General features: G+C 69.4%; 20 protein-coding genes. 15 read left to right on the forward strand and 5 right to left on the reverse strand.

The window, feature by feature from the left end:
- Window positions 1-40: 40 nt before the first annotated feature.
- The gene (locus tag PGN23_RS03470; protein ID WP_335301443.1) at window positions 41-1,615 is read right to left on the reverse strand and encodes a methyl-accepting chemotaxis protein; all 1,575 of its coding nucleotides are present in this window, start codon (window positions 1,613-1,615) and stop codon (window positions 41-43) included.
- Window positions 1,612-1,932 (reverse strand): hypothetical protein, encoded by a 321-nt coding sequence (locus tag PGN23_RS03475; RefSeq protein WP_335301444.1) that lies wholly within the window; start codon window positions 1,930-1,932, stop codon window positions 1,612-1,614. Before PGN23_RS03475 ends, PGN23_RS03470 begins: the two co-directional genes overlap by 4 nt.
- A gap of 198 nt (window positions 1,933-2,130) precedes the next feature.
- Between PGN23_RS03475 and PGN23_RS03480 the strand changes: the two genes are divergently transcribed.
- On the forward strand, window positions 2,131-2,502 hold the full coding sequence (locus PGN23_RS03480) for a response regulator (RefSeq protein WP_335301445.1): 372 nt from the start codon (window positions 2,131-2,133) through the stop codon (window positions 2,500-2,502).
- Between the two features lie 33 nt (window positions 2,503-2,535).
- On the opposite strand, the gene PGN23_RS03485 is transcribed toward PGN23_RS03480, so the two are convergent.
- Window positions 2,536-3,126 (reverse strand): phosphoribosyltransferase, encoded by a 591-nt coding sequence (locus PGN23_RS03485; protein WP_335301446.1) that lies wholly within the window; start codon window positions 3,124-3,126, stop codon window positions 2,536-2,538.
- A gap of 316 nt (window positions 3,127-3,442) precedes the next feature.
- Window positions 3,443-4,879 (reverse strand): formimidoylglutamate deiminase, encoded by a 1,437-nt coding sequence (locus tag PGN23_RS03490; RefSeq protein ID WP_335301447.1) that lies wholly within the window; start codon window positions 4,877-4,879, stop codon window positions 3,443-3,445.
- 72 nt (window positions 4,880-4,951) lie between these two features.
- On the opposite strand from PGN23_RS03490, the gene hutI reads away from it, so the two are divergent.
- The 7 genes from hutI (at window position 4,952) to dmeF (ending at window position 12,069) form a co-directional block, all read left to right on the forward strand.
- Window positions 4,952-6,148, forward strand: coding sequence for an imidazolonepropionase (hutI, locus tag PGN23_RS03495; protein WP_335301448.1), 1,197 nt, complete (start codon window positions 4,952-4,954; stop codon window positions 6,146-6,148).
- On the forward strand, window positions 6,145-7,680 hold the full coding sequence (gene hutH, locus PGN23_RS03500; RefSeq protein ID WP_335301449.1) for a histidine ammonia-lyase: 1,536 nt from the start codon (window positions 6,145-6,147) through the stop codon (window positions 7,678-7,680). The genes hutI and hutH overlap by 4 nt, the downstream gene beginning before the upstream one ends.
- The gene (gene hutG, locus PGN23_RS03505) at window positions 7,677-8,477 is read left to right on the forward strand and encodes an N-formylglutamate deformylase (protein WP_335301450.1); all 801 of its coding nucleotides are present in this window, start codon (window positions 7,677-7,679) and stop codon (window positions 8,475-8,477) included. Before hutH ends, hutG begins: the two co-directional genes overlap by 4 nt.
- Window positions 8,474-10,132 carry a urocanate hydratase gene (gene hutU / locus PGN23_RS03510; RefSeq protein ID WP_335301451.1) on the forward strand — a complete coding sequence of 553 codons (1,659 nt, stop codon included), beginning with the start codon at window positions 8,474-8,476 and terminating at the stop codon, window positions 10,130-10,132. The genes hutG and hutU overlap by 4 nt, the downstream gene beginning before the upstream one ends.
- Window positions 10,133-10,161: 29 nt before the next feature.
- The gene (locus PGN23_RS03515; RefSeq protein ID WP_335302069.1) at window positions 10,162-10,674 is read left to right on the forward strand and encodes a HutD/Ves family protein; all 513 of its coding nucleotides are present in this window, start codon (window positions 10,162-10,164) and stop codon (window positions 10,672-10,674) included.
- A gap of 133 nt (window positions 10,675-10,807) precedes the next feature.
- Window positions 10,808-11,083, forward strand: coding sequence for a metal/formaldehyde-sensitive transcriptional repressor (locus PGN23_RS03520; protein ID WP_335301452.1), 276 nt, complete (start codon window positions 10,808-10,810; stop codon window positions 11,081-11,083).
- An 8-nt stretch (window positions 11,084-11,091) separates the two neighbouring features.
- On the forward strand, window positions 11,092-12,069 hold the full coding sequence (gene dmeF, locus PGN23_RS03525) for a CDF family Co(II)/Ni(II) efflux transporter DmeF (RefSeq protein ID WP_335301453.1): 978 nt from the start codon (window positions 11,092-11,094) through the stop codon (window positions 12,067-12,069).
- Between the two features lie 152 nt (window positions 12,070-12,221).
- Here dmeF and PGN23_RS03530 read toward each other — a convergent pair whose 3' ends face one another.
- Window positions 12,222-13,001: a UTRA domain-containing protein gene (locus PGN23_RS03530; protein WP_335301454.1), complete on the reverse strand. Its 780-nt coding sequence runs from the start codon at window positions 12,999-13,001 to the stop codon at window positions 12,222-12,224.
- A 231-nt stretch (window positions 13,002-13,232) separates the two neighbouring features.
- Here PGN23_RS03530 and PGN23_RS03535 point away from each other — a divergent pair, with 231 nt between their 5' ends.
- The 7 genes from PGN23_RS03535 to kdpB all read left to right on the forward strand — a co-directional run bounded on the left by PGN23_RS03535 (window position 13,233) and on the right by kdpB (window position 22,286).
- Window positions 13,233-15,395, forward strand: a complete 2,163-nt coding sequence (locus PGN23_RS03535) for a TonB-dependent receptor (protein ID WP_335301455.1) — start codon at window positions 13,233-13,235, stop codon at window positions 15,393-15,395.
- On the forward strand, window positions 15,382-16,863 hold the full coding sequence (locus tag PGN23_RS03540) for a PepSY domain-containing protein (protein WP_335301456.1): 1,482 nt from the start codon (window positions 15,382-15,384) through the stop codon (window positions 16,861-16,863). Before PGN23_RS03535 ends, PGN23_RS03540 begins: the two co-directional genes overlap by 14 nt.
- Window positions 16,860-17,201: a DUF3088 domain-containing protein gene (locus tag PGN23_RS03545; protein WP_335301457.1), complete on the forward strand. Its 342-nt coding sequence runs from the start codon at window positions 16,860-16,862 to the stop codon at window positions 17,199-17,201. The genes PGN23_RS03540 and PGN23_RS03545 overlap by 4 nt, the downstream gene beginning before the upstream one ends.
- Window positions 17,202-17,440: 239 nt before the next feature.
- Window positions 17,441-18,319: a TorF family putative porin gene (locus tag PGN23_RS03550; protein WP_335301458.1), complete on the forward strand. Its 879-nt coding sequence runs from the start codon at window positions 17,441-17,443 to the stop codon at window positions 18,317-18,319.
- Between the two features lie 113 nt (window positions 18,320-18,432).
- Window positions 18,433-18,522, forward strand: coding sequence for a K(+)-transporting ATPase subunit F (gene kdpF, locus PGN23_RS03555; RefSeq protein WP_019517694.1), 90 nt, complete (start codon window positions 18,433-18,435; stop codon window positions 18,520-18,522).
- Window positions 18,523-18,535: 13 nt separating this feature from the next.
- On the forward strand, window positions 18,536-20,239 hold the full coding sequence (gene kdpA, locus PGN23_RS03560) for a potassium-transporting ATPase subunit KdpA (protein ID WP_335301459.1): 1,704 nt from the start codon (window positions 18,536-18,538) through the stop codon (window positions 20,237-20,239).
- 13 nt (window positions 20,240-20,252) lie between these two features.
- Window positions 20,253-22,286 (forward strand): potassium-transporting ATPase subunit KdpB, encoded by a 2,034-nt coding sequence (gene kdpB / locus PGN23_RS03565; protein ID WP_335301460.1) that lies wholly within the window; start codon window positions 20,253-20,255, stop codon window positions 22,284-22,286.
- The last annotated feature ends 3 nt before the right edge of the window (window positions 22,287-22,289 follow it).

Raw genomic sequence — 22,289 nt, forward strand, 5'->3', positions numbered from 1 at the left:
TCGTGCCTCCGGTGAAGACGCAAACCAGCGCCGCGCGACGTCACGCCGCAGCGGCGGCGGTGGCCTGATCGGCGTTCAGGAAGGAGACGAACAGGTCGGTGGACTGTCGCAGCGCCTGCGCGCTGCCGGCGAGGTCGCGCGTGCTGCCGCGGACCTGCGTCGACAGGTTGGACGCCTCACCGATCGCGGTGGCGGCGCGGCCGATCTCGGTCTTGATCAGCGAGGTCTGCCGCACGACGCGCTCGGCGCCGTCGTTGACGGCTTCGGTGCCGCGGCGATGCTCGACGATCGCGGTGGCGATCGACGAAGCGGCGGCGGAGACTTCGCCGATCGCGCCGTTGACGCCGTTCAACCGCCGGCTCGTCTCCGCCACGCCGTCGCGGATCGCGGCGACCAGGTGGCGGATACGGTCGCTCGCGCGGCCGGTTTCGCCGGACAGCGACTTGATCTCGCCCGCGACCACGCTGAAGCCGCGGCCGGCGTCGCCGGCGCGCGCGGCCTCGATCGTGGCGTTGAGCGCGAGCAGCGTGGTCTTCGCCGCGATCTGCTGGATATCGTCGAGGAACCCCTCGATCTGGACCGCGCGCTCCTCGAGCGAGTGGATCGTCGTCACCGTCCGTTCCGCCTCCGCGCTGGCGACGGCGGTCACCTTCGTCTGCGCATCGGCGGTCAGCGCGACGGTGCGGATCGACCCCGACAGCGTGCGGATCGAGGCGGCGACCGCGGCGATCTCGGTCGCGGTCTGCGACGCGCCCGCGGCGACGTTCACTGCGTCGCGCGTCGCGTCGCCGCTCACGCTTTCCAGCCGGACTGCGGCTTCCTCCAGCTTGTCGATCGCCTGCCCGATCACCTTCACCACCGACGATACGGACGCGTCGAACTCGTGCGCCAGCGTGACCAGCTCGCCGCGGCGTTCCTCCGCCAGCCGCGCGGCCTGCGCCTCGCGCGCGCGGCGCTCCTGCGCGGCGACCTCCTGCGCGACGCGCGCCTCCTCCATCGCCAGCTCGGTGCGGCGGCGTTCCTGCTCCGCCTGCGCCGCCGATTCGCGGGCCTGCGCCAGCGACCGTCCGTGCGAGCCGAACAGCCGCACCAGATGCGCGGTGACGAGCGACAGGGCGCCGAACTGCAGCAGCACCGCCACCGCGTGGAAGATCACGCGCGCCAGATTGCCGCTGCCGGCGAACACCCATTCGGGCGCCAGCCATTCGAGCGCCAGATGATGGAGCGCGGTCAGCAGCGTCGCGACCAGGATCGGCCGCCAGTCGGCGACGACGACGAGCGCCGCCATCGCGACGAAGAAATACATGTGCGCGTCCATCTGCCACGCATGCCCCTTCAACAGGAACACGAGCAGCGCGGGCAGCATCGCCGCGGGCACGCCCAGCGTCAGCCGCGCCTGCGCATCGTAGCGCCGCCGCAGCGCCATCAGCGTCGGCACCGCGTTCACCAGCGCGCCGATGACGAGGATGGGCAGGACGATACCGCGATCCATCACGACGGCGGCGGCAACCATCAGCAGCAGGACGGTCCAGCCCATGACGGCCCAGGCGCGCACGCCGAAGCGGCGCAGCCGGTCGACCTCGGGCAGGCGGGTGCCGGTAGCGGCGTCGGTCATGCCGTCACCCCCGCAGCGATGGACGTACCGCAGCCGGCGGGTGTCGGTGCCAGCATCACCACGCTCCCGGGCGCGAACAGCGCGGCGATCGCGGCGCGGTCGCCGCGCACGACGAGCGATCCCGGCAGCCAGCCGCGGCCCATGACGGGGACGTGCCCGTCCAGCATGCGGACCAGCGTGCGGTCGGCGTCCGCGCCGTCGATGGGGACGATCGTCATGCTTCCCGTCGCAGGCGGCCACAGCGCCATCGCCAGCAGTCCGGCGACCGCAACCGCCATCTGCGACGCGATCAGGATGATGGAGGCGTGTCGGCGCATGGCGCGGATATCGCCCGGAATGGTAAAGAATTGCCGACCGGAATGGCACTATTTATCCCCGTTATCCATTCGATGTCCTGTATGACGGGGGCACCGGGGAACCGGCGCGCGCCGTTAGCCTGGATCAGGAAATCCGCGTGCGACAGGAGGCGATTTGGTGGCTAGATCAGCCCCTTGGCTATTCGGGAGAGGTGGCTGGTGGATGCGCTGATCCTGATCGTCGAAGACCAGCCGCTGCACGCGAAGCTGTTCGTGGAGGTCGCGCGCGCCAACGGGATGAAGGCGATCGCCACCGCCAGGGGCGAAGAAGCGCTCAAGCTGATGGCCAGCGTGCGGCCGACACTGGTGCTGATGGACGTCTATCTGCCTGACGGCGACGGGCGCCACGTCATCGCGCACATGCGCGGCGACGACCGGATGCAGGCGATCCCGGTCGTCGCGATCTCCGCGCTGTCCGACCGCGACACGATCGACGGCAGCCTGTCGGCGGGCGCGGACGGTTTCCTGTCCAAGCCGGTGTCGATCAAGGCGCTGTCCGCCGAACTGCGACGCCTCGCCCCGCCGCGCTGACCGGGCGGACGGCCGGCGCGGGTTCGATCCGGATCAGCGCAGGATGACGTCGGCGCCGTGCTTGTGCGCGCGGATTTCCTCTTCGCTCAGGCCGTTGATCTCGTGCGGGAAGATGAGCCATTCGCTGGTTTCGTGGACGAAATAGTCGGGCCGCCGCCCGGTCACGTTGCGCGACGGCTTGAAATAGACGGTCGCGACCTTCACCTCGCGCGGCAGGTTGTTGCGGCAACGCTCCGCGAGCTCCTTCAGCACGGCGCGGATCGATCGGCCGGAATCGAACACGTCGTCGATCAGGAGCAGGCGATCCTCCGGGTTGAGCACGTCGATCAGATAGCCCAGGCCGTGGATGCGCACCTGCGGCTCCTGTCGGTCGATCCCGGTATAGGAGGCGGTGCGGATCGCGATATGGTCGCTGTGGACGCCGCGATATTCGAGCAGTTCCTGGACCGCGATGCCCACCGGCGCGCCGCCGCGCCAGATCCCGACGATATGGGTCGGCCGGAATCCCGAATCGAAGACCAGATTGGCGAGGCGGAACGAATCCTCGAGCAGGCGGTCGGCGGACAGATAGACTTTGGTGACCACGGAATTTCCATCATGGTTGCAGGACCGGGGGACGGGCATGTTGTCCAGCGACGGCCCGGAGAGCAACCGCGGAGACGGGCCGGGAGTCGTGGGCGGGGACGGCCGCCCTCTCGCACGATAGCCGAAGAAAATCGGGACCCCGGGTCAAGCCGAGACCTCTGCGAAACTCAGCTCCTTGTCCCCCGGCGAAGGCCGGGCCCAGCTGGGGAACGGCAGTAACAGACGGAAAAGCCACGCCAACTGGGACCCGGCCTTCGCCGGGGAACGGCGAAATTGCCGAGCGATCCGCGACGTTCGCAGCGGTCTCGGTCAAGCCCGGGGTGACGGCAAGGAACCGAACCTCTGTTCCACCAAGCTAAGCGAGCAGGCGGCGCACGATCGAGTCGAAGCGCGTGGCGATCGCGTCGCGGTCGTGGTGACGACCGTTCGCGACCACCTCGACGCCGCGCCGCCAGACGCGATCCACCGACCCGCGCGCGAAGACCCATGCGTCGAGCGCGCGGTCGCCGGCGTCGCAGGGCACGGCGCGGAGCGCGACCAGATCGGCGCTCTCGCCCACCGCGATCCGGCCGCCCGCCCCCAGCGCGGCGCGACCGCCCGCCCCCAGCGCGGCGCGACCGCCCGCCCCCAGCGCGGCGCGACCGCCCGCCCCCAGCGCGGCGCGACCGCCCGCCCCCAGCGCGGCGCGACCGCCCGCCATCGCCTCCTCCACCAGCAGCCGGCCGGTGGAGCGGTGGCCGCTCGCCAGCACGGTGCGTCGCTCGCGCGTCAACCGCTGGCCATATTCCAGCGTACGCAGCTCCTCCGCCGCGTCGATCCGGACGTTGGAATCGGTCCCGATGCCGATGCGCCCACCCGCCGCGACGAACTCTTCCGCGGGAAAGATGCCGTCGCCCAGATTGGCCTCGGTCACCGGGCACAGCCCCACGACCGCCCCTGCCGCGGCGATGGCGTCGCGCTCCGCCGGCGTGACATGGGTGGCGTGGACCAGGCACCAGCGCGCATCGACCGATTGCGCCTCCAGCAGCCATTCGACCGGCCGCCGCCCGCTCCATGCGACGCAATCCGCCACTTCCCGGCGCTGCTCGGCGATATGGATGTGGATCGGCGCGCCGGGCGCCAGCGACGCCAGCGCGCCCAGTTGCCCCGGCGCGACCGCGCGCAGCGAGTGCGGCGCCACGCCCACCACCGCATCGGGCAAGGTACTGCACGCGCGGACGCTGGCGGCATGCAACCGCGCATAGCCGTCGAGATCGGTGACGAACCGCCGCTGCATCTCCTGCGGCGGCTGTGCACCGAAGCCGGAATAGGCATAGAACACGGGCAGCAGCGTCAGCGCGATGCCGGTCGCCTCCGCCGCGCTCGCCACCGCCGCCGCCATCTCCGCGGCGTCGGCGAAGGGCGTGCCGCCCGGCGCGTGATGCAGATAGTGGAACTCGCCCACGCGAGTGAACCCGCCCTCCAGCATCTCGCAGAAGGCCATCGCCGCGATCCCCGCCAGATCGTCGGGAGCGATCGCGCCGACCAGCCGGTACATCAGGTCGCGCCAGCTCCAGAAATCGTCGCCGGCCGGGCCGGAGCGCGCCTCCGCGTATCCCGCCATCAATCGCTGGAACGCGTGGCTGTGGAGGTTGGGCATCCCGGCGACCGCGGTGGCGTATCGCGCCTCGCCCGCGGCGGGCGGCGCGTCCGCCTCGATCCGCGCGATGCGCCCGTCCGCGATGCCGATCCGCACATCGCGCGCCCAGCCGTCGGGAAGCAGTGCCTGCCCGAACCACATGCAACTCGCCATCGCTCACTCCCGCCGTGTCGGGGATGGACAATATCTTCGACTCGTGGTTTTGTATATACAATTGGAGGCGGGATGATCGAGCGACTGTGGCATAATGCGCGGCTGGCGACCATGGCCGACGATGCGCTCGGCCTCGTTGAGGACGGCGTGGTCGCGTGCGCGGGCGGCCGGATCGTCTTCGCCGGTCCGGCCGCCGGGGCACCGTCCGCCGCGGGAGCCGAGCGCATCGACTGCGGCGGTCGCTGGATCACCCCCGGGCTGATCGATTGCCACACCCATCTGGTCCACGGCGGCGACCGCGCGACTGAATTCGCGATGCGGCTTGCCGGCGCGAGTTACGAGGACATCGCGCGCGCCGGGGGCGGGATCGTCTCGACGATGCGTGCGACCCGCGCCGCGGGCGAGGAGGAGCTGGTGGCGCAGGCGCTGCCCCGGCTCGATGCGATGCTCGCGGAGGGCGTCACCACGATCGAGGTGAAGTCGGGCTATGGCCTGTCCACCGACGACGAGCTGCGGATGCTGCGCGCGGCGCGGGCGCTGGCGACCGCGCGCGACGTGCGCGTCGCCACCACCTTCCTCGGCGCGCATGCGCTGCCGCCCGAATATGCCGGCGATGCCGATGGCTATGTCGCGCTGGTTTGCGACACGATGATCCCCGCGGTCGCGCGCGCCGGGCTCGCGGACGCGGTCGACGCGTTTTGCGAGGGGATCGGCTTCACCCCGGCGCAGACCGAACGTGTGTTCGCAGCCGCCAGGGCGCATGGACTGCCGGTCAAGTTGCACGCCGAGCAATTGTCCGCGCTCGGCGGTGCCACGCTCGCCGCCCGCCACCGCGCGCTGTCGGCGGATCATCTGGAGCACGCCACCGATGCAGACGTCGCGGCGATGGCCGCGGCGGGCACGGTGGCGGTGCTGCTCCCCGGCGCCTTCTACTTCATGCGCGAGACGACCTTGCCCCCGGTCGCCGCGCTCCGCGCCGCCGGGGTGCCGATCGCGCTCGCGACCGACTGCAACCCCGGCACCTCCCCGCTTACCTCGCCGCTGCTGGTCCTCAACATGGCGGCGACGCTGTTCCGGCTGACCGTGGTGGAGGCGTTGCGCGGCATGACCGTCAACGCCGCCCGCGCGCTGCGCCTTTCGGACGAGATCGGCACGCTGGAACCGGGCAAGGCGTGCGACCTCGCGATCTGGTCGATCCGGGATCCCGCGGAGCTGGTCTACCGGATCGGCTTCAATCCCCTCCACTCCCGTATCAGGAACGGTCGATGATCCTCACGCCGGGGCACGTCCCCTATGCCGACTGGCGCGCCATCTATCTGGGCGCCGCCCCCGCGCTCGACCCCGCATGCCACGACGCGATCGCGGCGAGTGCGGCGGCGGTGGAGCGGATCGTCGCCAGGGGCGCGCCGGTCTATGGCATCAACACCGGCTTCGGGAAGCTGGCGAGCGTGCGGATCGACGCCGCCGATCTCGCCACGCTCCAGCGCAACATCGTGCTCAGCCACGCCGCGGGCGTCGGCGCTGCCATGCCGGTTCCGGTCGCGCGGCTGATGATGGCGCTGAAGCTCGCCAGCCTGGCACAGGGCGCGTCGGGCGTCCGCCCCGCCACCATCGCGCTGCTGGAGGCGATGCTGGCGCGCGGACTGACCCCGATCGTGCCCGCGCAGGGGTCGGTCGGCGCCTCGGGCGATCTCGCCCCGCTCGCGCATATGACCGCCGCGATGCTCGGCGTCGGCGAGATCGACGTCGGCGGCGCGGTGATGCCGGCGGATCGCGCGCTCGCCGATGCGGGCCTGACGCCCCTGGAGCTCGGACCCAAGGAGGGTCTGGCGCTGCTCAACGGCACGCAGTTCAGCACCGCCTATGCGCTCGCCGGACTGGTCGAGGCGGAGCGGCTGTACCGCTGCGCGCTGGTGACCGGGATCGTCGCGACCGAGGCCGCCAAGGGGTCCGATGCGCCGTTCGACCCGCGCATCCACGCGCTGCGCGGGCACCGCGGGCAGATCGACACCGCCCACGCGCTGCGCGCCATGATCGAGGGGTCCGCGATCCGCGCCAGCCACCGCGAGGACGATGTGCGCGTGCAGGATCCCTATTGCCTGCGCTGCCAGCCGCAGGTGATGGGCGCGATCCTCGACCTGCTGCGCCAGGCCGCGACGACGCTGGTGACGGAGGCGAACGGCGTCAGCGACAATCCGCTGATCTTCCCCGATACCGACGAAGCGCTGTCGGGCGGCAACTTCCATGCCGAGCCGGTCGCCTTCGCCGCCGACACGATCGCGATGGCGCTGTGCGAGATCGGCAGCCTGTCGGAGCGCCGCATCGCGATGCTGGTCGACCCGGCGCTGTCCGCGCTGCCGGCGTTCCTGACGCCGCGCCCGGGGCTCAACTCCGGCTTCATGATCCCGCAGGTGACCGCCGCCGCGCTGGTGAGCGAGAACAAGCAGCGCGCCTATCCCGCCAGCGTCGATTCGATCCCCACCTCCGCCAATCAGGAGGATCACGTCTCGATGGCCGCGCACGGCGCGCGCCGGCTGCGCGACATGGCGGCGAACGTCGACGCGGTGCTGGGCATCGAACTGCTCGCGGCGGCGCAGGGGTGCGACTTCCACGCGCCGCTGACCTCCAGCACCTGCGTGGAGGCGGTGCGCGGCGTGCTGCGCGCCGCGGTGCCGATGCTGGGCGAGGACCGCCACATGGCCCCCGACATCGCGCACGCCACCGCGCTGATCGCCGGCGGCGCCGTCGTCGATACCGCCACCACCGCCCTGGGGCACGCGCTGCCGGGGGTCGCGGCATGACGCCCGACTGGCTGTCGGTGCGGCGCGCCGACACGCCGCTGATCCTGTGCATGCCGCACGGCGGCACCGACCTTGCGGGTCTCGACGACGTCTACGTGTCGCCGTGGCTCGCCCGGCGCGACGCCGACTGGCACATCGCCGCGCTTTACGACGGGCTGGCGGAGGCGACCGTCGTGTCGACCGCGATCTCGCGCAGCGTCATCGACGTCAACCGCGACCCGTCGGGCGCGTCGCTCTATCCCGGGCAGGCGACGACCGAATTGTGCCCGACCACGACGTTCGACGGTGAGCCTCTGTATCGCGGCGAAGGCCCCGGTGCGGCGGAGATCGCGCGCCGCCGCGCCGCCTTCTTCGACCCGTATCACGCCGCGCTCGCGCATGAGATTGCGCGGCTGCGCACACGGCACGAGCGCGTCGTCGTCTACGATTGCCATTCGATCCGCAGCGTCGTCCCGCGGCTGTTCGCCGGTCTGCTGCCCGTCTACAATATCGGCACGAACGCGGGCACCACCTGCGATCCTGCGCTGAGCGATGCCGTCGCGACGGTCTGCGCCTCCTCCGGGCGCAGCTATGTCGTCGATGGTCGGTTCCGCGGTGGCTGGACGACGCGCCATTATGGCCGCCCATCGGAGGGCGTGCATGCGATCCAGATGGAGATCGCGATGCGCGGCTACGTGCGGTCCGATCGGTCGCCCACGCCCGACGTCTGGCCTCCCGACTACGATGCGACCGCCGCGACGCAATCCCGCGCCACCCTCGCCAATATTCTGTCCGCCTGCCTGGAGTTCGCCCGATGAGCCGCCACGACCCGTCCCGCGTCATTCGCCCCGCCACCGGCACCGCGCGCACCGCCAAGAGCTGGCAGACCGAAGCCGCGCTGCGCATGCTGATGAACAACCTGCATCCCGATGTCGCCGAACGGCCGGAGGATCTGGTCGTCTATGGCGGGATCGGGCGCGCCGCGCGCGACTGGGACAGCTACGACCGGATCGTCGACACGCTGCGCCGGCTCGACGACGACCAGACGCTGCTGATCCAGTCGGGCAAGCCGGTCGGCGTCTTTAGCACCCATGCCGATGCGCCGCGCGTGCTGCTCGCCAATTCCAACCTGGTGCCCAAATGGGCGGACTGGGAGCATTTCGACGAGCTGGATCGCAGGGGGCTGGCGATGTACGGCCAGATGACCGCGGGATCGTGGATCTACATCGGCACGCAGGGCATCGTTCAGGGCACCTACGAAACCTTCGTCGAGATGGGGCGCCGGCACCACGGCGGCGACCTGTCGGGCAAGTGGCTGCTGACCGCCGGCTTGGGCGGGATGGGCGGTGCGCAGCCGCTGGCGGCGGTCATGGCGGGCGCGTCGTGTCTCGCGATCGAATGCCAGCAGAGCCGGATCGATATGCGGCTGCGCACCGGCTACCTCGACCGCGCCACCGCCGATCTGGACGAGGCGCTGGCGATCGTCACCGGCGCGACCACGCCGACGTCGGTCGGGCTGCTCGGCAACGCCGCGGAGCTGCTGCCCGAGATGCTGCGGCGCGGCATCCGACCCGATCTTCTGACCGATCAGACCAGCGCGCACGATCCCGTCAACGGCTACCTCCCCGCGGGCTGGACCGTGGAGCGCTGGGTCGCGACGCGCGAGCAGAACCCCGCCGCGGTGGCGGAGGCCGCGCGTGCATCGATGGCGCGCCATGTCGAGGCGATGCTGGCCTTCCAGGCGCAGGGCGTTCCCACGGTCGATTACGGCAACAACATCCGACAGGTGGCGAAGGACGAGGGCGTCGCCGATGCCTTCGCCTTCCCCGGCTTCGTGCCCGCCTATATCCGCCCGCTGTTCTGCCGCGGCATCGGTCCGTTCCGCTGGGTTGCGCTCTCGGGCGATCCGGAGGACATCTACCGCACCGACGCGAAGGTGAAGGAGCTGCTGCCCGACGACGCGCCCCTCCACCGCTGGCTCGACATGGCGCGCGAGCGTATCCGCTTCCAGGGCTTGCCCGCGCGCATCTGCTGGGTCGGGCTGGGCGATCGCCATCGCCTGGGCATGGCCTTCAACGAGATGGTCGCGTCGGGCGAGCTGAAGGCCCCGGTGGTGATCGGTCGCGATCATCTCGATAGCGGGTCGGTCGCGAGCCCCAATCGCGAAACGGAGGCGATGCGCGACGGCAGCGACGCCGTCAGCGACTGGCCGCTCCTCAACGCCCTGCTCAACACCGCCAGCGGAGCGACCTGGGTGTCGCTGCACCACGGCGGCGGCGTCGGCATGGGCTATTCGCAGCACGCCGGCATGGTGATCGTCGCGGACGGCACGCCGGAGGCGACCCGGCGGCTGGAACGCGTGCTGTGGAACGACCCCGCGACCGGCGTGATGCGCCATGCCGATGCGGGATATGACATCGCCCGGGATTGCGCGCGCGCGCGGTCGCTGGACCTGCCGGGCATCCTGGCTTGAGGCTCCTGCCCGCGGCCGGACGATCGACCGTGTCGTGGAAGAATGGCGGCGGCACGACGGAGGAAGTCTGCCGCTCGCCGCTCGTCGGGATGCCCGACTGGCGCGTGAGCATCGCCACGATTGCCCAAGACGGCCCATTCTCACGGTTCGACGACCTGGACCGTCACCTTGCCGTCCTGTCGGGACGCCTGCTGCTGCAAGGGCTCGGACACGGACCCGTGCTCCTCGAACCGGGCAGCGCCCCGGTGCGCTTCCCGGGCAGCGCGCCGGTCCTTGCGCGGCCGCTCGGGGGCCATGCGATCGCGCTCAACCTGATGACCGGACGCGGGCGATTCCTCGGTTCGGTCGTGCCGCTGCGAGACGACGGGATCGTGACGGGCGCCGCGGCGACCGTCATCGTCGCTTCCCGCGACGCCCGCTTCCGGATCGACGGCACGACGCATCACCTGAAGCGCCTCGATGCCGCCGCGGTCGGGATCGGCCGCCATCTGGCGGGGGACGCGTCCGTCCTGATGGCGGAGATCGACCCGCTTCATCCTTGAAGGTCTCGCGACGAGGTCCCGGCCAGCGCGAAGAAGGCCGAGCACAACCAGCGCAGCGTGCTGCCCCTCCGCTGAACCCCTTCGCAAACGAACCCGTTGCGATGGGCGGCAGATAGGCATAGGGGGTATGGCTATGTCGCACCTTACCGGGACCAACTCCGATCTCGTCGCGCGCGTTCGTCGCATCGCAGGTCAGGTGAACGCCGTGGAACGCGAACTGATCGCCGACGCCTCGTGCACCAAGGTGCTGCATCTCGTCGCCGCCGTTCGTGGCGCGGTGAACGGCCTGATGGACGAGATCATCGCCGAGCACCTGGAAGCGCATGTCGCGCGCGCCGGGCTGAGCGACGAGGAGCGTGCCGAGGGCGCAGACGAACTGCTGGCGGTGATCCGCCGTTACGCGAAGTAGGACCGCCGATGGCCACCCTGTCAGAGCTCGACCCCCATACCCACGATCACGTCTTCCTGGGCGCGGCGCACGATGAACATGCCCGCCGGACGCGCTGGGTCGTCGCGCTCACGGCCGTCATGATGATCGGCGAAATCATCGCGGGCTATGCGACCGGCTCGATGGCGCTGCTGGCGGACGGCTTTCACATGGCGACGCACGCCGGCGCGCTGACCGTTGCGGCCGCCGCCTATTCCTATGCGAAGCGCCATGCCCGCAATCCGGCCTACAGCTTCGGGACCGGCAAGGTCGGCGATCTCGCCGGGTTCGCGTCGGCCATGGTGCTGGGCCTGATATCGCTTGCGATCGGCGTCGAGTCCGTCGCCCGCCTCTTCCAGCCCATCGACGTCGCCTTCGGTGAGGCCATCTGGATCGCGGTCGTCGGCCTGCTCGTGAACATCGCCTCCGCCTTTCTGCTGTCGGGCGGACACGGGCACGATCATGGTCACGACCACCATCACGGGCACGGGCACGGGCACGGGCACGGGCACGGGCACGGGCACGGGCACGGGCATCATCACGGTCATGCCCATGCCGGCGACAACAATCTGCGCTCGGCCTACATCCACGTCCTTGCCGATGCCCTGACCTCGGTGCTCGCCATCGGTGCCCTCGTCGCGGGGCGATATCTGGGCTGGGTCTGGATGGACCCGGTCATGGGGATCGTCGGCGCGATCGTCATCGCGCGCTGGTCGTGGACGCTGATGCGCGACACATCGGCCATCTTGCTCGACCGGACGGACGATCACGTCGCCGACGAAATCCGCGAGCTGGTCGAGGCATCCGGCGATGCGCGGATCACCGATCTTCACGTCTGGCGGGTGGGCCCGCAGGCGCATGCCGCCATCGTCAGCGTCGTCGGACAGGCCGACGTGACGCGCGATCTGATCGAACGCCGGCTCGCGCCGGTCCACGAACTCGCCCACCTCACGATCGAGCGGCGCTAGTCTGGTGGAACAGAGGTTCGGTTCCTCGCCGTCACCCCGGGCTTGACCCGGGATGACGGTAGTGCAGCGTCCCTCCGGGACGCGGGCACCGCACAGCGCGCGGAACCGCCGTTTGCAGGCGGTAGGGCCGAATGTCGATCCGGCCCGGGTCGCTACCAGGAGGGGCGGAACTGCCCCTCCAGCCGATGATCCCCGCCCGGATACCAGAAGCGCACCAGCGTGACCGGGACCTCCTCGTTCCAGGTCCGGCGCTCCACCACCAGGCAGGCGTCGTGCTGCGGGAGGGCCAGATGCGCGGCCACCTCCGGCGGTGCGCCGCGCGCCGTCACCGCATGGCGTGCCTCCGTCCAGGGGACATTCGCCAGCAACCATTGGCCGGGGCTGACGTCGTCGAGCGGCTGGCAGGTGATGCGCGGCGCGGCGGCGATGTTGATGAGCCGCTCCTCCAGCTGAAACGGGCGACCGTCCGAGGAATGCAGGCACAGCATGCGGATCGCGGGCACCCTGGCGGCCAGTCCGAGCTCCTCGCGCATCGGTTCGTCCGCGCCCGCCATGCCGCATTCCAGCAGCCGGTATCCGTAATGGCCGCCGACCCGCCGCACGGCATCGGCCGCATCCCAGATCTCGAACACCGGCCGCTCGCGCGCCCGCGACGTGACGACGGTGCCCAGCTTGGGCCGGCGCGCGACCAGACCCTCCGTCGCCAGGCTCTGGATCGCCTTGTTCACCGTCATGCGCGAGGTGTCGTAATGCCGGGTCAGCGACAGCTCCGGCGGCACCTTCGTTCCCGCCGGCCAGTCGCCGCTCAGGATCGCCTGCGCCAGCGAACGGCGGATCTGGAGCCACAGCGGTCCGTCGCCGTCCAGTCGCGGGATGCGCAGGTCGGCCCCGCCGTTGCCCGTCGCGATCTCGTCGGGTGTATGCGCCAGCATCCAAGCTCCTAAATTCCGATCGGCGGCCAGCGACGATGCTGCCGCGTTCGCCGCCCGCCCGCAAACGGCATCGGGCGATTATTTCGCAGGTGCGACAATTCCCGCCTTGACGACCGGCCTTAGCCCGGTCACGCTCTATTGACTATACAAATATAAGAATATCGCAGCCGGGGAATGATTCGATCACCATCGGGGGGTTTGACGATGCATGCCTTGCTTAAGAACCACGTCGTGCGAACATCTTTGTTCGCCCTTGCCGCCTGCATCGCCGGTCCGGCGCTGGCGCAACAGGCGCCGCGGGACACCGCCGGCGCCGGCGATCAGGCCGACAGCGAGATCACGGTCACCGGATGGCGCCTGCGCCAGCTGGACGAGGAGACGGGGACGGGAAGCCGTCTGGGCCTGTCGATCCGCGAGACGCCCGGCACGATCGACCAGATCGGCGCGGACGAAATCCTGACGCGCGGCTTCCGCACGGTGGAGGAGGCGACGGTCAGCCTGCCGGGCGTCACCTCCGGCGGGACACCGGGCGGCCCGGCGATCTTCTCGATGCGCGGGTTCGAGGGGAGCCAGATCACGCTGCTGCGCAACGGCCTGTACGTCGGCCCGGCGGATATGATCAACCGGCCCGGCAACACGTTCAACCTGGCCAGCATCGACGTGCTGAAGGGGCCGGCGTCGGTCCTCTACGGACAGGGTGCCGTCGGCGGCGTGGTGAACGTCGTGACGAAGAGCCCGGACTTCCGCGCCGACAGCCTGCAGGCGCTCGCGTCCTACGGCACGTTCGACACGGTCAGCCTGGGCATCGGCGGCAACCACATCCTGAGCGATACGCTCGCGCTGCGCACCGACGTCAGCTACCATCGCTCCAGCGGCTATGTCGACGATTCGGGCTCGAACTCGTTCAACGCCACCGGCGCGCTGCTGTACAGGCCGGGCAGCGACCTGTCGGTCGAGCTGAGCGTCGATTACCTCCAGGACAATCTGTCCAATTACTTCGGCACCCCGCTGGTGCCCGCGTCGTTCGGCACCGATCCGATCCGCGGCATCCTGTCCTCGTCGAAGGGGCTCGTGGTCGATGCGCGCACCCGCTTCGTCAACTACAACGTGTCGGACAGCCGCGCGCACAGCTGGCAGGTGTGGCCGCGGCTGGTGGTCAACTGGTCGCCGTCTGACAGCGTGACGCTGTCGAACACGGCCTATTACTTCCATGCCGAGCGGCAATGGATCAACGCCGAGAACTTCGTCTTCAATCCGACGACGCAGAGGATCGACCGCGATCGCTTCTTCGTCTTTCACAACCAGGACATCGTCGGCGACCAGCTGTCCGCCACCTTCGCGCACAAGCTGGCGGGGCTGGACAACAAGCTGATCGTCGGCATCGACTACAGCCACCTCGACTTCGTCCGCTCGCGCGGCTTCCCCGATGGCGACAGCGTCGATCCGTTCCGCCCGACCCCGGGCACGTTCGGTCCGCTGGTCAAGCGCGTCAGCCCGACGCGCTGGGATCAGGGCGCGCTCTTCGCCGAGGACATCCTCAGCCTGACCCCGGCGCTGAAGCTGGTGACGGGCGGGCGCGTCGAGCGGCTGATGCTGACGCGCGAGAACTACAACGTCGACGGCAGCTTCAATACCGGAAGCAGCTTCCAGCGCACGTACAAGCTGTTCAACGCGCGCGTCGGCCTCGTCTACGACGTCGCGCCGGGCGTCAGCACCTATGCCTCGTTCACTACCGGCAAGGACCCGGTCGGCAACAACATCTTCCTGGTCAACGCAGGGCAGAACTTCGGCCTGAGCAGCTCGCGCCAGTTCGAGGCGGGGGTGAAGGCGGACCTGATGGGCGGGCGCGGCTCCGTCACCTTCTCCGCCTATGACATCAGGCGCAACGACATACTGACGCTGATCGGGACCGACACGCTCAGCAACGTCGGCAGCCAGAAGTCGCGCGGGCTGGAGCTGTCGAGCGAGTTCAAGGCGACCCCGACCTGGACGCTGATCGCCAGCGGCGCCTACACCGACGCCGAATACGGGCGCTTCGTCGATCCCAATGCCGGGATCGATGCCACCGGAAACCGTCCGCCCAACGTGCCGATGTGGACCGGCAACCTGTGGACCACCGTCCAGAAGCTGGCCGGGCTGCCGCTGGAGGCGGGCGGGGGCGTGCGCTACATCGGCAAGCGCTACGGCAACACCGCCAACGACCTCGTGCTGAAGCCGTATGCCACCGGCATCGTCTATCTGACATGGGCGATCGATCCGCGCTGGTCGATCACGGGACGTGTCAACAACGTGTGGGACAAGAAGTTCGTGCAATGGGCGAGCGTCTTCTACCCCTCGCAGGTGATGCTGGGCGAACCGCGCCGCTTCGAGGCCAGCCTCCTTGCGCGCTTCTGACCTGCGGCGGCTGAAGGAGCGGGCGACGCGCAACGTCGCGTGGCTCCACCGCTGGCTGGGCGTCGCCACCTGCGTCATCTTCGCCTTGTGGTTCGCGAGCGGCGCGGTGCTGCTGTTCATGCCGTTTCCCTCGCTGCCGCGCGCCGATCAGCTCGCGCTGGAGCGTGCGGTCGACGTGGCTGCGGTGCGGGTGTCGCCCGGCACCGCGATCGCGGCGGCCGGAACGCGCGCTGCCGGCGTACGGCTGGTGCAGCGTGGCGAGCGCCCCGCCTATGTCGTGACGGGGGAAAATGATATTTCCCGGGCGATCGACGCGCGCACCGGGGCCGCGCTGCCGCTGCTGTCTGCCGGTGCGGCGCGGCGGATCGCCGTCGACGCGATCGGGCCCGGCGCGACGGTCGGTCCGCCGGCGGACTACGATCAATGGATCGTCCACAACCGCTTCGACGCCTTTCGCCCCTTCTACCGCATCGACGCGAACGATGCAGCGGGCACGCGTTACTATCTCTCCGCGCGCAGCGGGGAGCTGATGCAGCGCACCGATGCCGCGGGGCGGGGCTGGAACTGGATCGGTGCGGTACTGCACTGGGCCTATTTCACGCCGCTGCGCGCCGATTTCACCGCCTGGGACCGGACGGTCTGGTGGGTGTCGCTGGTGGCGCTGATCGTCGCGGTCACCGGCACCGTGCTCGGCATCGTCCGCACGATCGCCGCGCAGCGGCAGCGGCGGCCTTCGCTCACCTTCTACCGGCTTCGCTGGATGCGCTGGCATCACCTGCTCGGCCTGTTCGCCGGCATCTTCGTGCTGGGCTGGATCCTGAGCGGCTGGCTGTCAATGGATCACGGCAGGCTCTTCTCGCGCGGGCAACCGCTAGAGGCGCAGGCGCGCCGGTACCAGGGCATGACGGCAGGACGAGGCTTCGCGATCGATCCGCAGGCGTTGCGGGCCCTTGGCGGTGCGCACGAGATCGGCTTCACCCAGGTCGCCGGACGTGCGCTGGCGACCGGATGGTGGCCCGCGGGCACCGCGCGCCGCGTCCTGGGCGACGGAGTTGTGGTCCCTGACGCCGCGCTGCTCGATTTCGCGCGACAGGGCGTCGCTGCCGGGTGGCCCGGCGGCCCTGGATCGGTTTCCCGACGCGTCCCACCCACCAGCCTCTATGCGCTGGCCGAGGGCTGGCCCGCGACGGCCATCCTGATGACCGATCCCGGGGGTATCAGGCCGGACATCGCCATCGACGGCGCGGACGGCAGGATCCTGACGGTGATGGATCCCAGTCGCAAGGCATATGCCTGGATCTACTATGCGCTTCACACCTTCAACGTGCCGGGGCTTTCGGACCACCAGCGTTGGCGGAAGGCGACGGTTCTGGTTCCCCTGGTATTCGGCTTTATCTTCAGCGTGACCGGCGTCGTGCTCGGGATGGAGCGGATAAGAAAACAGCTTCGACAAGGAAAAGTTAGATGAAAGATGCCCTGTTTCTCATGAAGCCCGGTTTCGTCAATGCCGGACTGGGCCCGTTCTATTGCGGCGATTCCGTCTCGGTCGAGGGCATGCTGGGCTTCTTCCCCGAACTTCGCGATCGGATCGACGTGCATTACATCGACTTTCCCAGGCCTCGCCGGGCCATTGCGGACCTGATCGGCGCCGATCACCAGTCGGTGCCGGTACTGATCCTCGCCGACGACGCACAGACGGACGACGACATCGAACATCGTGTCGGAAACGGCCGACGGTTCATCGATGACGAGAAGGTCATCCGGCACTATCTGTCGCGGTCCCATGGCCTCCCCGAAGCGGGCTGAGGGAATTTTCCGTAAAGGGCCGCTGTCATGCCGGGCAGGCTGGATCGCCATTCGGCCCTGACGGCCTGCCGCATCCCGGCCTGTGGCCGATCCGGGCAGCGACGGTGAAAAAGCGACATCTATATGCCAGCACTATGCGATTTCCCGGAATCGCTCTCGAAATGCTACGCGATATGGGCCTAATCGCGCGTCCCTGAAGGCGGTCGTCACGTGACGATCGCTCCGTAAGGGGTGCAGGAATGAAGGTGTATCAAGCGGTCGTCGCCGTCGCGGTTCTCGCGCTCCCGGCGGCGGCTCAGGCGCAATCGACGCCCGACGACAAGGCGGAGGCAGCGGCCGAGACGGCGCCGCCCCCCGCCCTTACCGTCAGCGGCTCTGCCACGATCGCGTCGGACTATCGATTCCGCGGCGTGTCGCAGTCCGACCAGCAGATGGCGGTGCAGGGCGGGATCACCGTCGCGCATGAAAGCGGCCTCTATGTCGGCACCTGGGCGTCGAACCTCGCGGGCTGGGGCACGTTCGGCGGTGCCAACATGGAGCTCGACCTGATCGGCGGCTACAAGGCGGAGCTGGCCGACAATGCCACGCTCGACGTCGGACTGACCTGGTACATGTACCCGGGCGGCGCGGACAGGACCGACTTCGCCGAGCCCTATGCCAAGCTGACCGGCACCGCCGGTCCGGCCACGCTGACCGCAGGCGTCGCCTATGCGCCCAGGCAGCAGGCGATCGGCAAATGGTACGACACCGGGAACGATGCCGCGAACGGGGTCTACAACCATCCCGGCGCGAAGGACGATAACCTCTACCTGTGGGGCGATGGCGCCGCGGCGATCCCGGGCACGCCGGTCACGGCGAAGGCGCATATCGGGCATAGCTGGGGACAGGATGGCCTGGGTCCGAACGCGACCGCCGTCTCGCCGACGGGCAGATACTGGGATTGGTCGCTCGGCGCCGATGCCACGTACAGGAACCTGATCGTCAACGTCAGCTACGTCGACACCGACATTTCCGACCGGGAGGCGACGTACCTCCGCCCCAGCTTCAGCAAGGGCCAGGACGGCACCGGCAACATCGCCGGCGGCACCGTCGTGGTCTCGCTGACGGCCGCCTTCTGACCATCGGAGGACTTCCATGCAGGACCTGCTCTGGATCGCGATCATCATCGGGCTGTTCGCGCTCACCCTCGCCTATGCCCGCCTGTGCGACAACGCGTGAAGGAGGCCCGGCCATGACGCTCGATCTCTGGCTGGCGGCGCTGACCGCGATCGGCCTTCTCGTCTATCTGGTGGCGGTGCTGATCCGCCCCGAACGCTTCTGAAGGGAGGCGATCCATGACACTCCAGGGCTGGTTCCTGATCCTTCTCTTCGTCGGCATCCTGCTGGCGCTCACCAAGCCCATCGGGCTATGGCTCCACGCGCTCTACGAGGGGCGGCGGACGCCGTTGCACATGGTGCTCGGCCCCGTCGAGCGCGGCTTCTACAGGCTGTCGGGCATCGATCCGGACGCCGAGCAGGGCTGGCGCCGCTATGCGATCCACATGCTGCTGTTCAACGTGGCATTGCTGATCCTGACCTATGCGGTTCTCCGCCTGCAAGGCGTGCTGCCCGGCAACCCGCAGGGGCTGGCCGGCCTCTCGCCCGACCTCGCGTTCAACACCGCGGTCAGCTTCACGACCAACACCAACTGGCAGAGCTATGGCGGCGAAAGCACCATGTCGAACCTCAGCCAGATGCTGGGGCTGACGATCCACAACTTCCTGTCGGCCGCGACCGGCATCGCGCTCGCCTTCGCGCTGTTCCGCGGGTTCGCGCGGCGCAGCGCGGCGACCATCGGCAATTTCTGGGCCGATGTGACGCGCGTCACGCTCTACCTGCTGCTGCCGATCTGCATCGTCTACACGCTGTTCCTGATCGCGTCGGGCGTGCCGCAGACGATGGCCGGCGCCGTCGACGTGAACACGCTGGAGGGTGCGCGCCAGTCGATCCTGCTCGGCCCCGTCGCCAGCCAGGAGGCGATCAAGATGCTCGGCACCAATGGCGGCGGCTTCTTCAACGCGAACAGCGCGCATCCGTTCGAGAACCCGACCGCGCTCACCAACCTGGTCCAGATGCTGTCGATCTTCCTGATCGGCTTCGGCCTGACCTGGACGTTCGGCAAGGCGGTCGGCAACACGCGGCAGGGCTGGGCGATCCTCTCCGCCATGGTCATCCTGTTCCTCGCCGGCGTCACCGTCACCTACTGGCAGGAAGCCGCGGGCAACCCGATCCTGCACCAGCTCGGCGTCGCAGGCGGCAACATGGAGGGCAAGGAAGTCCGCTTCGGCATCGCCGCCAGCGCGCTGTTCTCGGTCGTGACCACCGCCGCCTCGTGCGGTGCGGTCAACAGCATGCACGACAGCTTCACGGCGCTGGGCGGCATGATCCCGCTCTTCAACATCCAGCTGGGTGAGGTCGTCATCGGCGGCGTGGGCGCAGGGATCTACGGCTTCCTGCTGTTCGCCATCCTGGCGGTGTTCGTCGCGGGCCTGATGGTCGGCCGGACGCCCGAGTACGTCGGCAAGAAGATCGAGAGCCGCGAGGTGAAGCTCGCGGTGCTGGCGATCGCGGTGCTGCCGCTCGTCATTCTGGGGCTGACGTCGCTGTCGTCGGTACTGCAACAGGGTCTGGCCGGGCCGCTGAACAAGGGGCCGCACGGCTTCTCGGAGATTCTCTACGCCTTCACCAGCGCGGTCGGGAACAACGGTTCGGCGTTCGCGGGTCTGACTGCCAACACGCCGTACTATAACGGCCTGCTGGGCGTCGCGATGTGGTTCGGGCGCTTCTTCGTGATCGTGCCGATGCTGGCGATCGCCGGCAGCCTGGCGGCGAAGAAGTACACGCCGGAAAGCGCGGGGTCGTTCCCGACCACCGGCGGCCTGTGGGTCGGGCTGCTCGTCGGCATCGTGCTGATCCTGGGCGGTCTCACCTTCCTGCCGAGCCTCGCGCTCGGTCCCATCGCCGATCATCTCGCGATGATCCGCGGCCAGCTGTTCTGACACGGGGGCCATCATGGCAAAAGCCCAATCCAAGAGCCTGTTCACCGCCGACCTGGTCGTGCCGGCGATCAAGGCATCGTTCCTGAAGCTCGATCCACGCGAGCTGGTCCGCAATCCGGTCATGTTCGTGACCGCGGCGGTCGCGGCGCTGATGACGATCCTGCTGGTCATCGGTCATGACGACCTGACCTTCGCCTTCAAGGCGCAGCTGGCGGTCTGGCTGTGGCTGACGGTGCTGTTCGGCACCTTCGCCGAGGCGCTCGCCGAAGGGCGCGGCAAGGCGCAGGCGGCGTCGCTGCGCGCGACCAAGGCCGAACTCGTCGCCAGGCGGCTGAAGGGTGACGGGCGGCACTATGACGACGTGCCCGCCAGCCAGCTGAAGGTCGGCGACATCGTGCTGGTCGAGACGAACGACCTGATCCCCTCCGACGGCGAGGTCGTCTCGGGTGTCGCAAGCGTCAACGAGGCCGCGATCACCGGCGAAAGCGCGCCGGTGATCCGCGAGGCGGGCGGCGACCGTTCCGCCGTCACCGCGGGCACGCGCGTCATCTCCGACGAGATCCGCGTGCGAGTGACGGTCGAGCCGGGCAAGGGCTTCCTCGACCGCATGATCGCGTTGGTCGAGGGCGCCGAGCGGCAGAAGACCCCCAATGAGGTCGCGCTGACGATCCTGCTCGTCGGGCTGACGATCATCTTCCTGATCGCGGTCGGCACGATCCCGGGGTTTGCGAGCTATGCCGGCGGCGGCATCCCGGTCGCGATCCTGGCCGCGCTGCTCATCACGCTGATCCCGACGACGATCGCCGCCCTGCTGTCGGCGATCGGCATCGCGGGCATGGACCGTCTCGTCCGCTTCAACGTGCTGGCCAAGTCGGGCCGTGCGGTCGAGGCGGCGGGGGACGTCGACGTGCTGCTGCTCGACAAGACCGGGACGATCACGATCGGCGACCGGCAGGCGAGCGAGTTCCGCAGCGTCGGGGGCACCAGCGACGCCGAGCTGGCCGAGGCGGCATTGCTCGCCAGCCTGGCCGACGAAACGCCCGAAGGCCGCTCGATCGTCGTGCTCGCCCGCGACAGGTTCGATCTGCAGCGGCCGATGCCGCAGGGGGCGGAGGTCATCCCGTTCACCGCGCAGACCCGCGTGTCCGGCGTCCGCTTCGGCGACACGCTGATCCAGAAGGGCGCGGTCGATTCGATCCTGCGCGCCAACGAAGGGTCGGGTGCGACCGCCGCGGCGACCGAGTTGCGCCGCATCACCGACGAGATCGCGCGCGCCGGGGGCACCCCGCTCGCGGTCGCCAAGGACGGCCGGCTGCTCGGCGCGATCTTCCTGAAGGACGTGGTCAAGGCGGGCATCCGCGAGCGCTTCGGCGAACTGCGCACGATGGGCATCCGCACGGTGATGATTACCGGCGACAACCCTTTGACCGCCGCCGCGATCGCCGCCGAGGCGGGGGTCGACGACTTCCTCGCGCAGGCGACGCCGGAGGACAAGCTGGCGCTGATCCGCAAGGAACAGCAGGGCGGCAAGCTCGTCGCGATGTGCGGCGACGGCACCAACGACGCCCCCGCGCTGGCGCAGGCCGACGTCGGCGTGGCGATGAACACCGGCACGCAGGCCGCGCGCGAGGCGGGGAACATGGTCGACCTGGACAGCGATCCGACCAAGCTGATCGAGGTCGTCGGCCTCGGCAAGCAGTTGCTGATGACCCGCGGCGCATTGACGACCTTCTCGGTCGCGAACGACGTGGCGAAATATTTCGCGATCATCCCGGCGATGTTCGTCGCGCTCTATCCGGGGCTCGGCGTGCTCAACGTCATGGGGCTGGCGACGCCGCAATCGGCGATCCTCAGCGCGATCATCTTCAACGCGATCATCATTCCGCTACTGGTGCCGCTGGCGCTCAGGGGCGTGGCCTACAAGCCGATGGCGGCCGGGCCGCTGCTCGCGCGCAACCTCGCCGTCTATGGCCTCGGCGGCCTCTTCGCCCCGTTCGTCGGCATCAAGATCATCGACCTGGTGGTCGGTGGCCTCGGCCTCGCGTAAAGG

It is taken from the genome of Sphingomonas adhaesiva (assembly GCF_036946125.1).
Lineage (GTDB): Bacteria > Pseudomonadota > Alphaproteobacteria > Sphingomonadales > Sphingomonadaceae > Sphingomonas > Sphingomonas adhaesiva_A.

Bases quoted from the DNA above. Each gene is read 5' to 3' on its own strand.
- PGN23_RS03470 (WP_335301443.1), bottom strand. From the start codon at position 1,615: ATGACCGACGCCGCTACCGGCACCCGCCTGCCCGAGGTCGACCGGCTG.
- PGN23_RS03475 (WP_335301444.1), bottom strand. From the start codon at position 1,932: ATGCGCCGACACGCCTCCATCATCCTGATCGCGTCGCAGATGGCGGTT.
- PGN23_RS03485 (WP_335301446.1), bottom strand. From the start codon at position 3,126: ATGCCCGTCCCCCGGTCCTGCAACCATGATGGAAATTCCGTGGTCACC.
- PGN23_RS03490 (WP_335301447.1), bottom strand. From the start codon at position 4,879: ATGGCGAGTTGCATGTGGTTCGGGCAGGCACTGCTTCCCGACGGCTGG.
- hutI (WP_335301448.1), top strand. From the start codon at position 4,952: ATGATCGAGCGACTGTGGCATAATGCGCGGCTGGCGACCATGGCCGAC.
- hutH (WP_335301449.1), top strand. From the start codon at position 6,145: ATGATCCTCACGCCGGGGCACGTCCCCTATGCCGACTGGCGCGCCATC.
- hutG (WP_335301450.1), top strand. From the start codon at position 7,677: ATGACGCCCGACTGGCTGTCGGTGCGGCGCGCCGACACGCCGCTGATC.
- hutU (WP_335301451.1), top strand. From the start codon at position 8,474: ATGAGCCGCCACGACCCGTCCCGCGTCATTCGCCCCGCCACCGGCACC.
- PGN23_RS03520 (WP_335301452.1), top strand. From the start codon at position 10,808: ATGTCGCACCTTACCGGGACCAACTCCGATCTCGTCGCGCGCGTTCGT.
- dmeF (WP_335301453.1), top strand. From the start codon at position 11,092: ATGGCCACCCTGTCAGAGCTCGACCCCCATACCCACGATCACGTCTTC.
- PGN23_RS03530 (WP_335301454.1), bottom strand. From the start codon at position 13,001: ATGCTGGCGCATACACCCGACGAGATCGCGACGGGCAACGGCGGGGCC.
- PGN23_RS03545 (WP_335301457.1), top strand. From the start codon at position 16,860: ATGAAAGATGCCCTGTTTCTCATGAAGCCCGGTTTCGTCAATGCCGGA.
- PGN23_RS03550 (WP_335301458.1), top strand. From the start codon at position 17,441: ATGAAGGTGTATCAAGCGGTCGTCGCCGTCGCGGTTCTCGCGCTCCCG.
- kdpF (WP_019517694.1), top strand. From the start codon at position 18,433: ATGACGCTCGATCTCTGGCTGGCGGCGCTGACCGCGATCGGCCTTCTC.
- kdpA (WP_335301459.1), top strand. From the start codon at position 18,536: ATGACACTCCAGGGCTGGTTCCTGATCCTTCTCTTCGTCGGCATCCTG.
- kdpB (WP_335301460.1), top strand. From the start codon at position 20,253: ATGGCAAAAGCCCAATCCAAGAGCCTGTTCACCGCCGACCTGGTCGTG.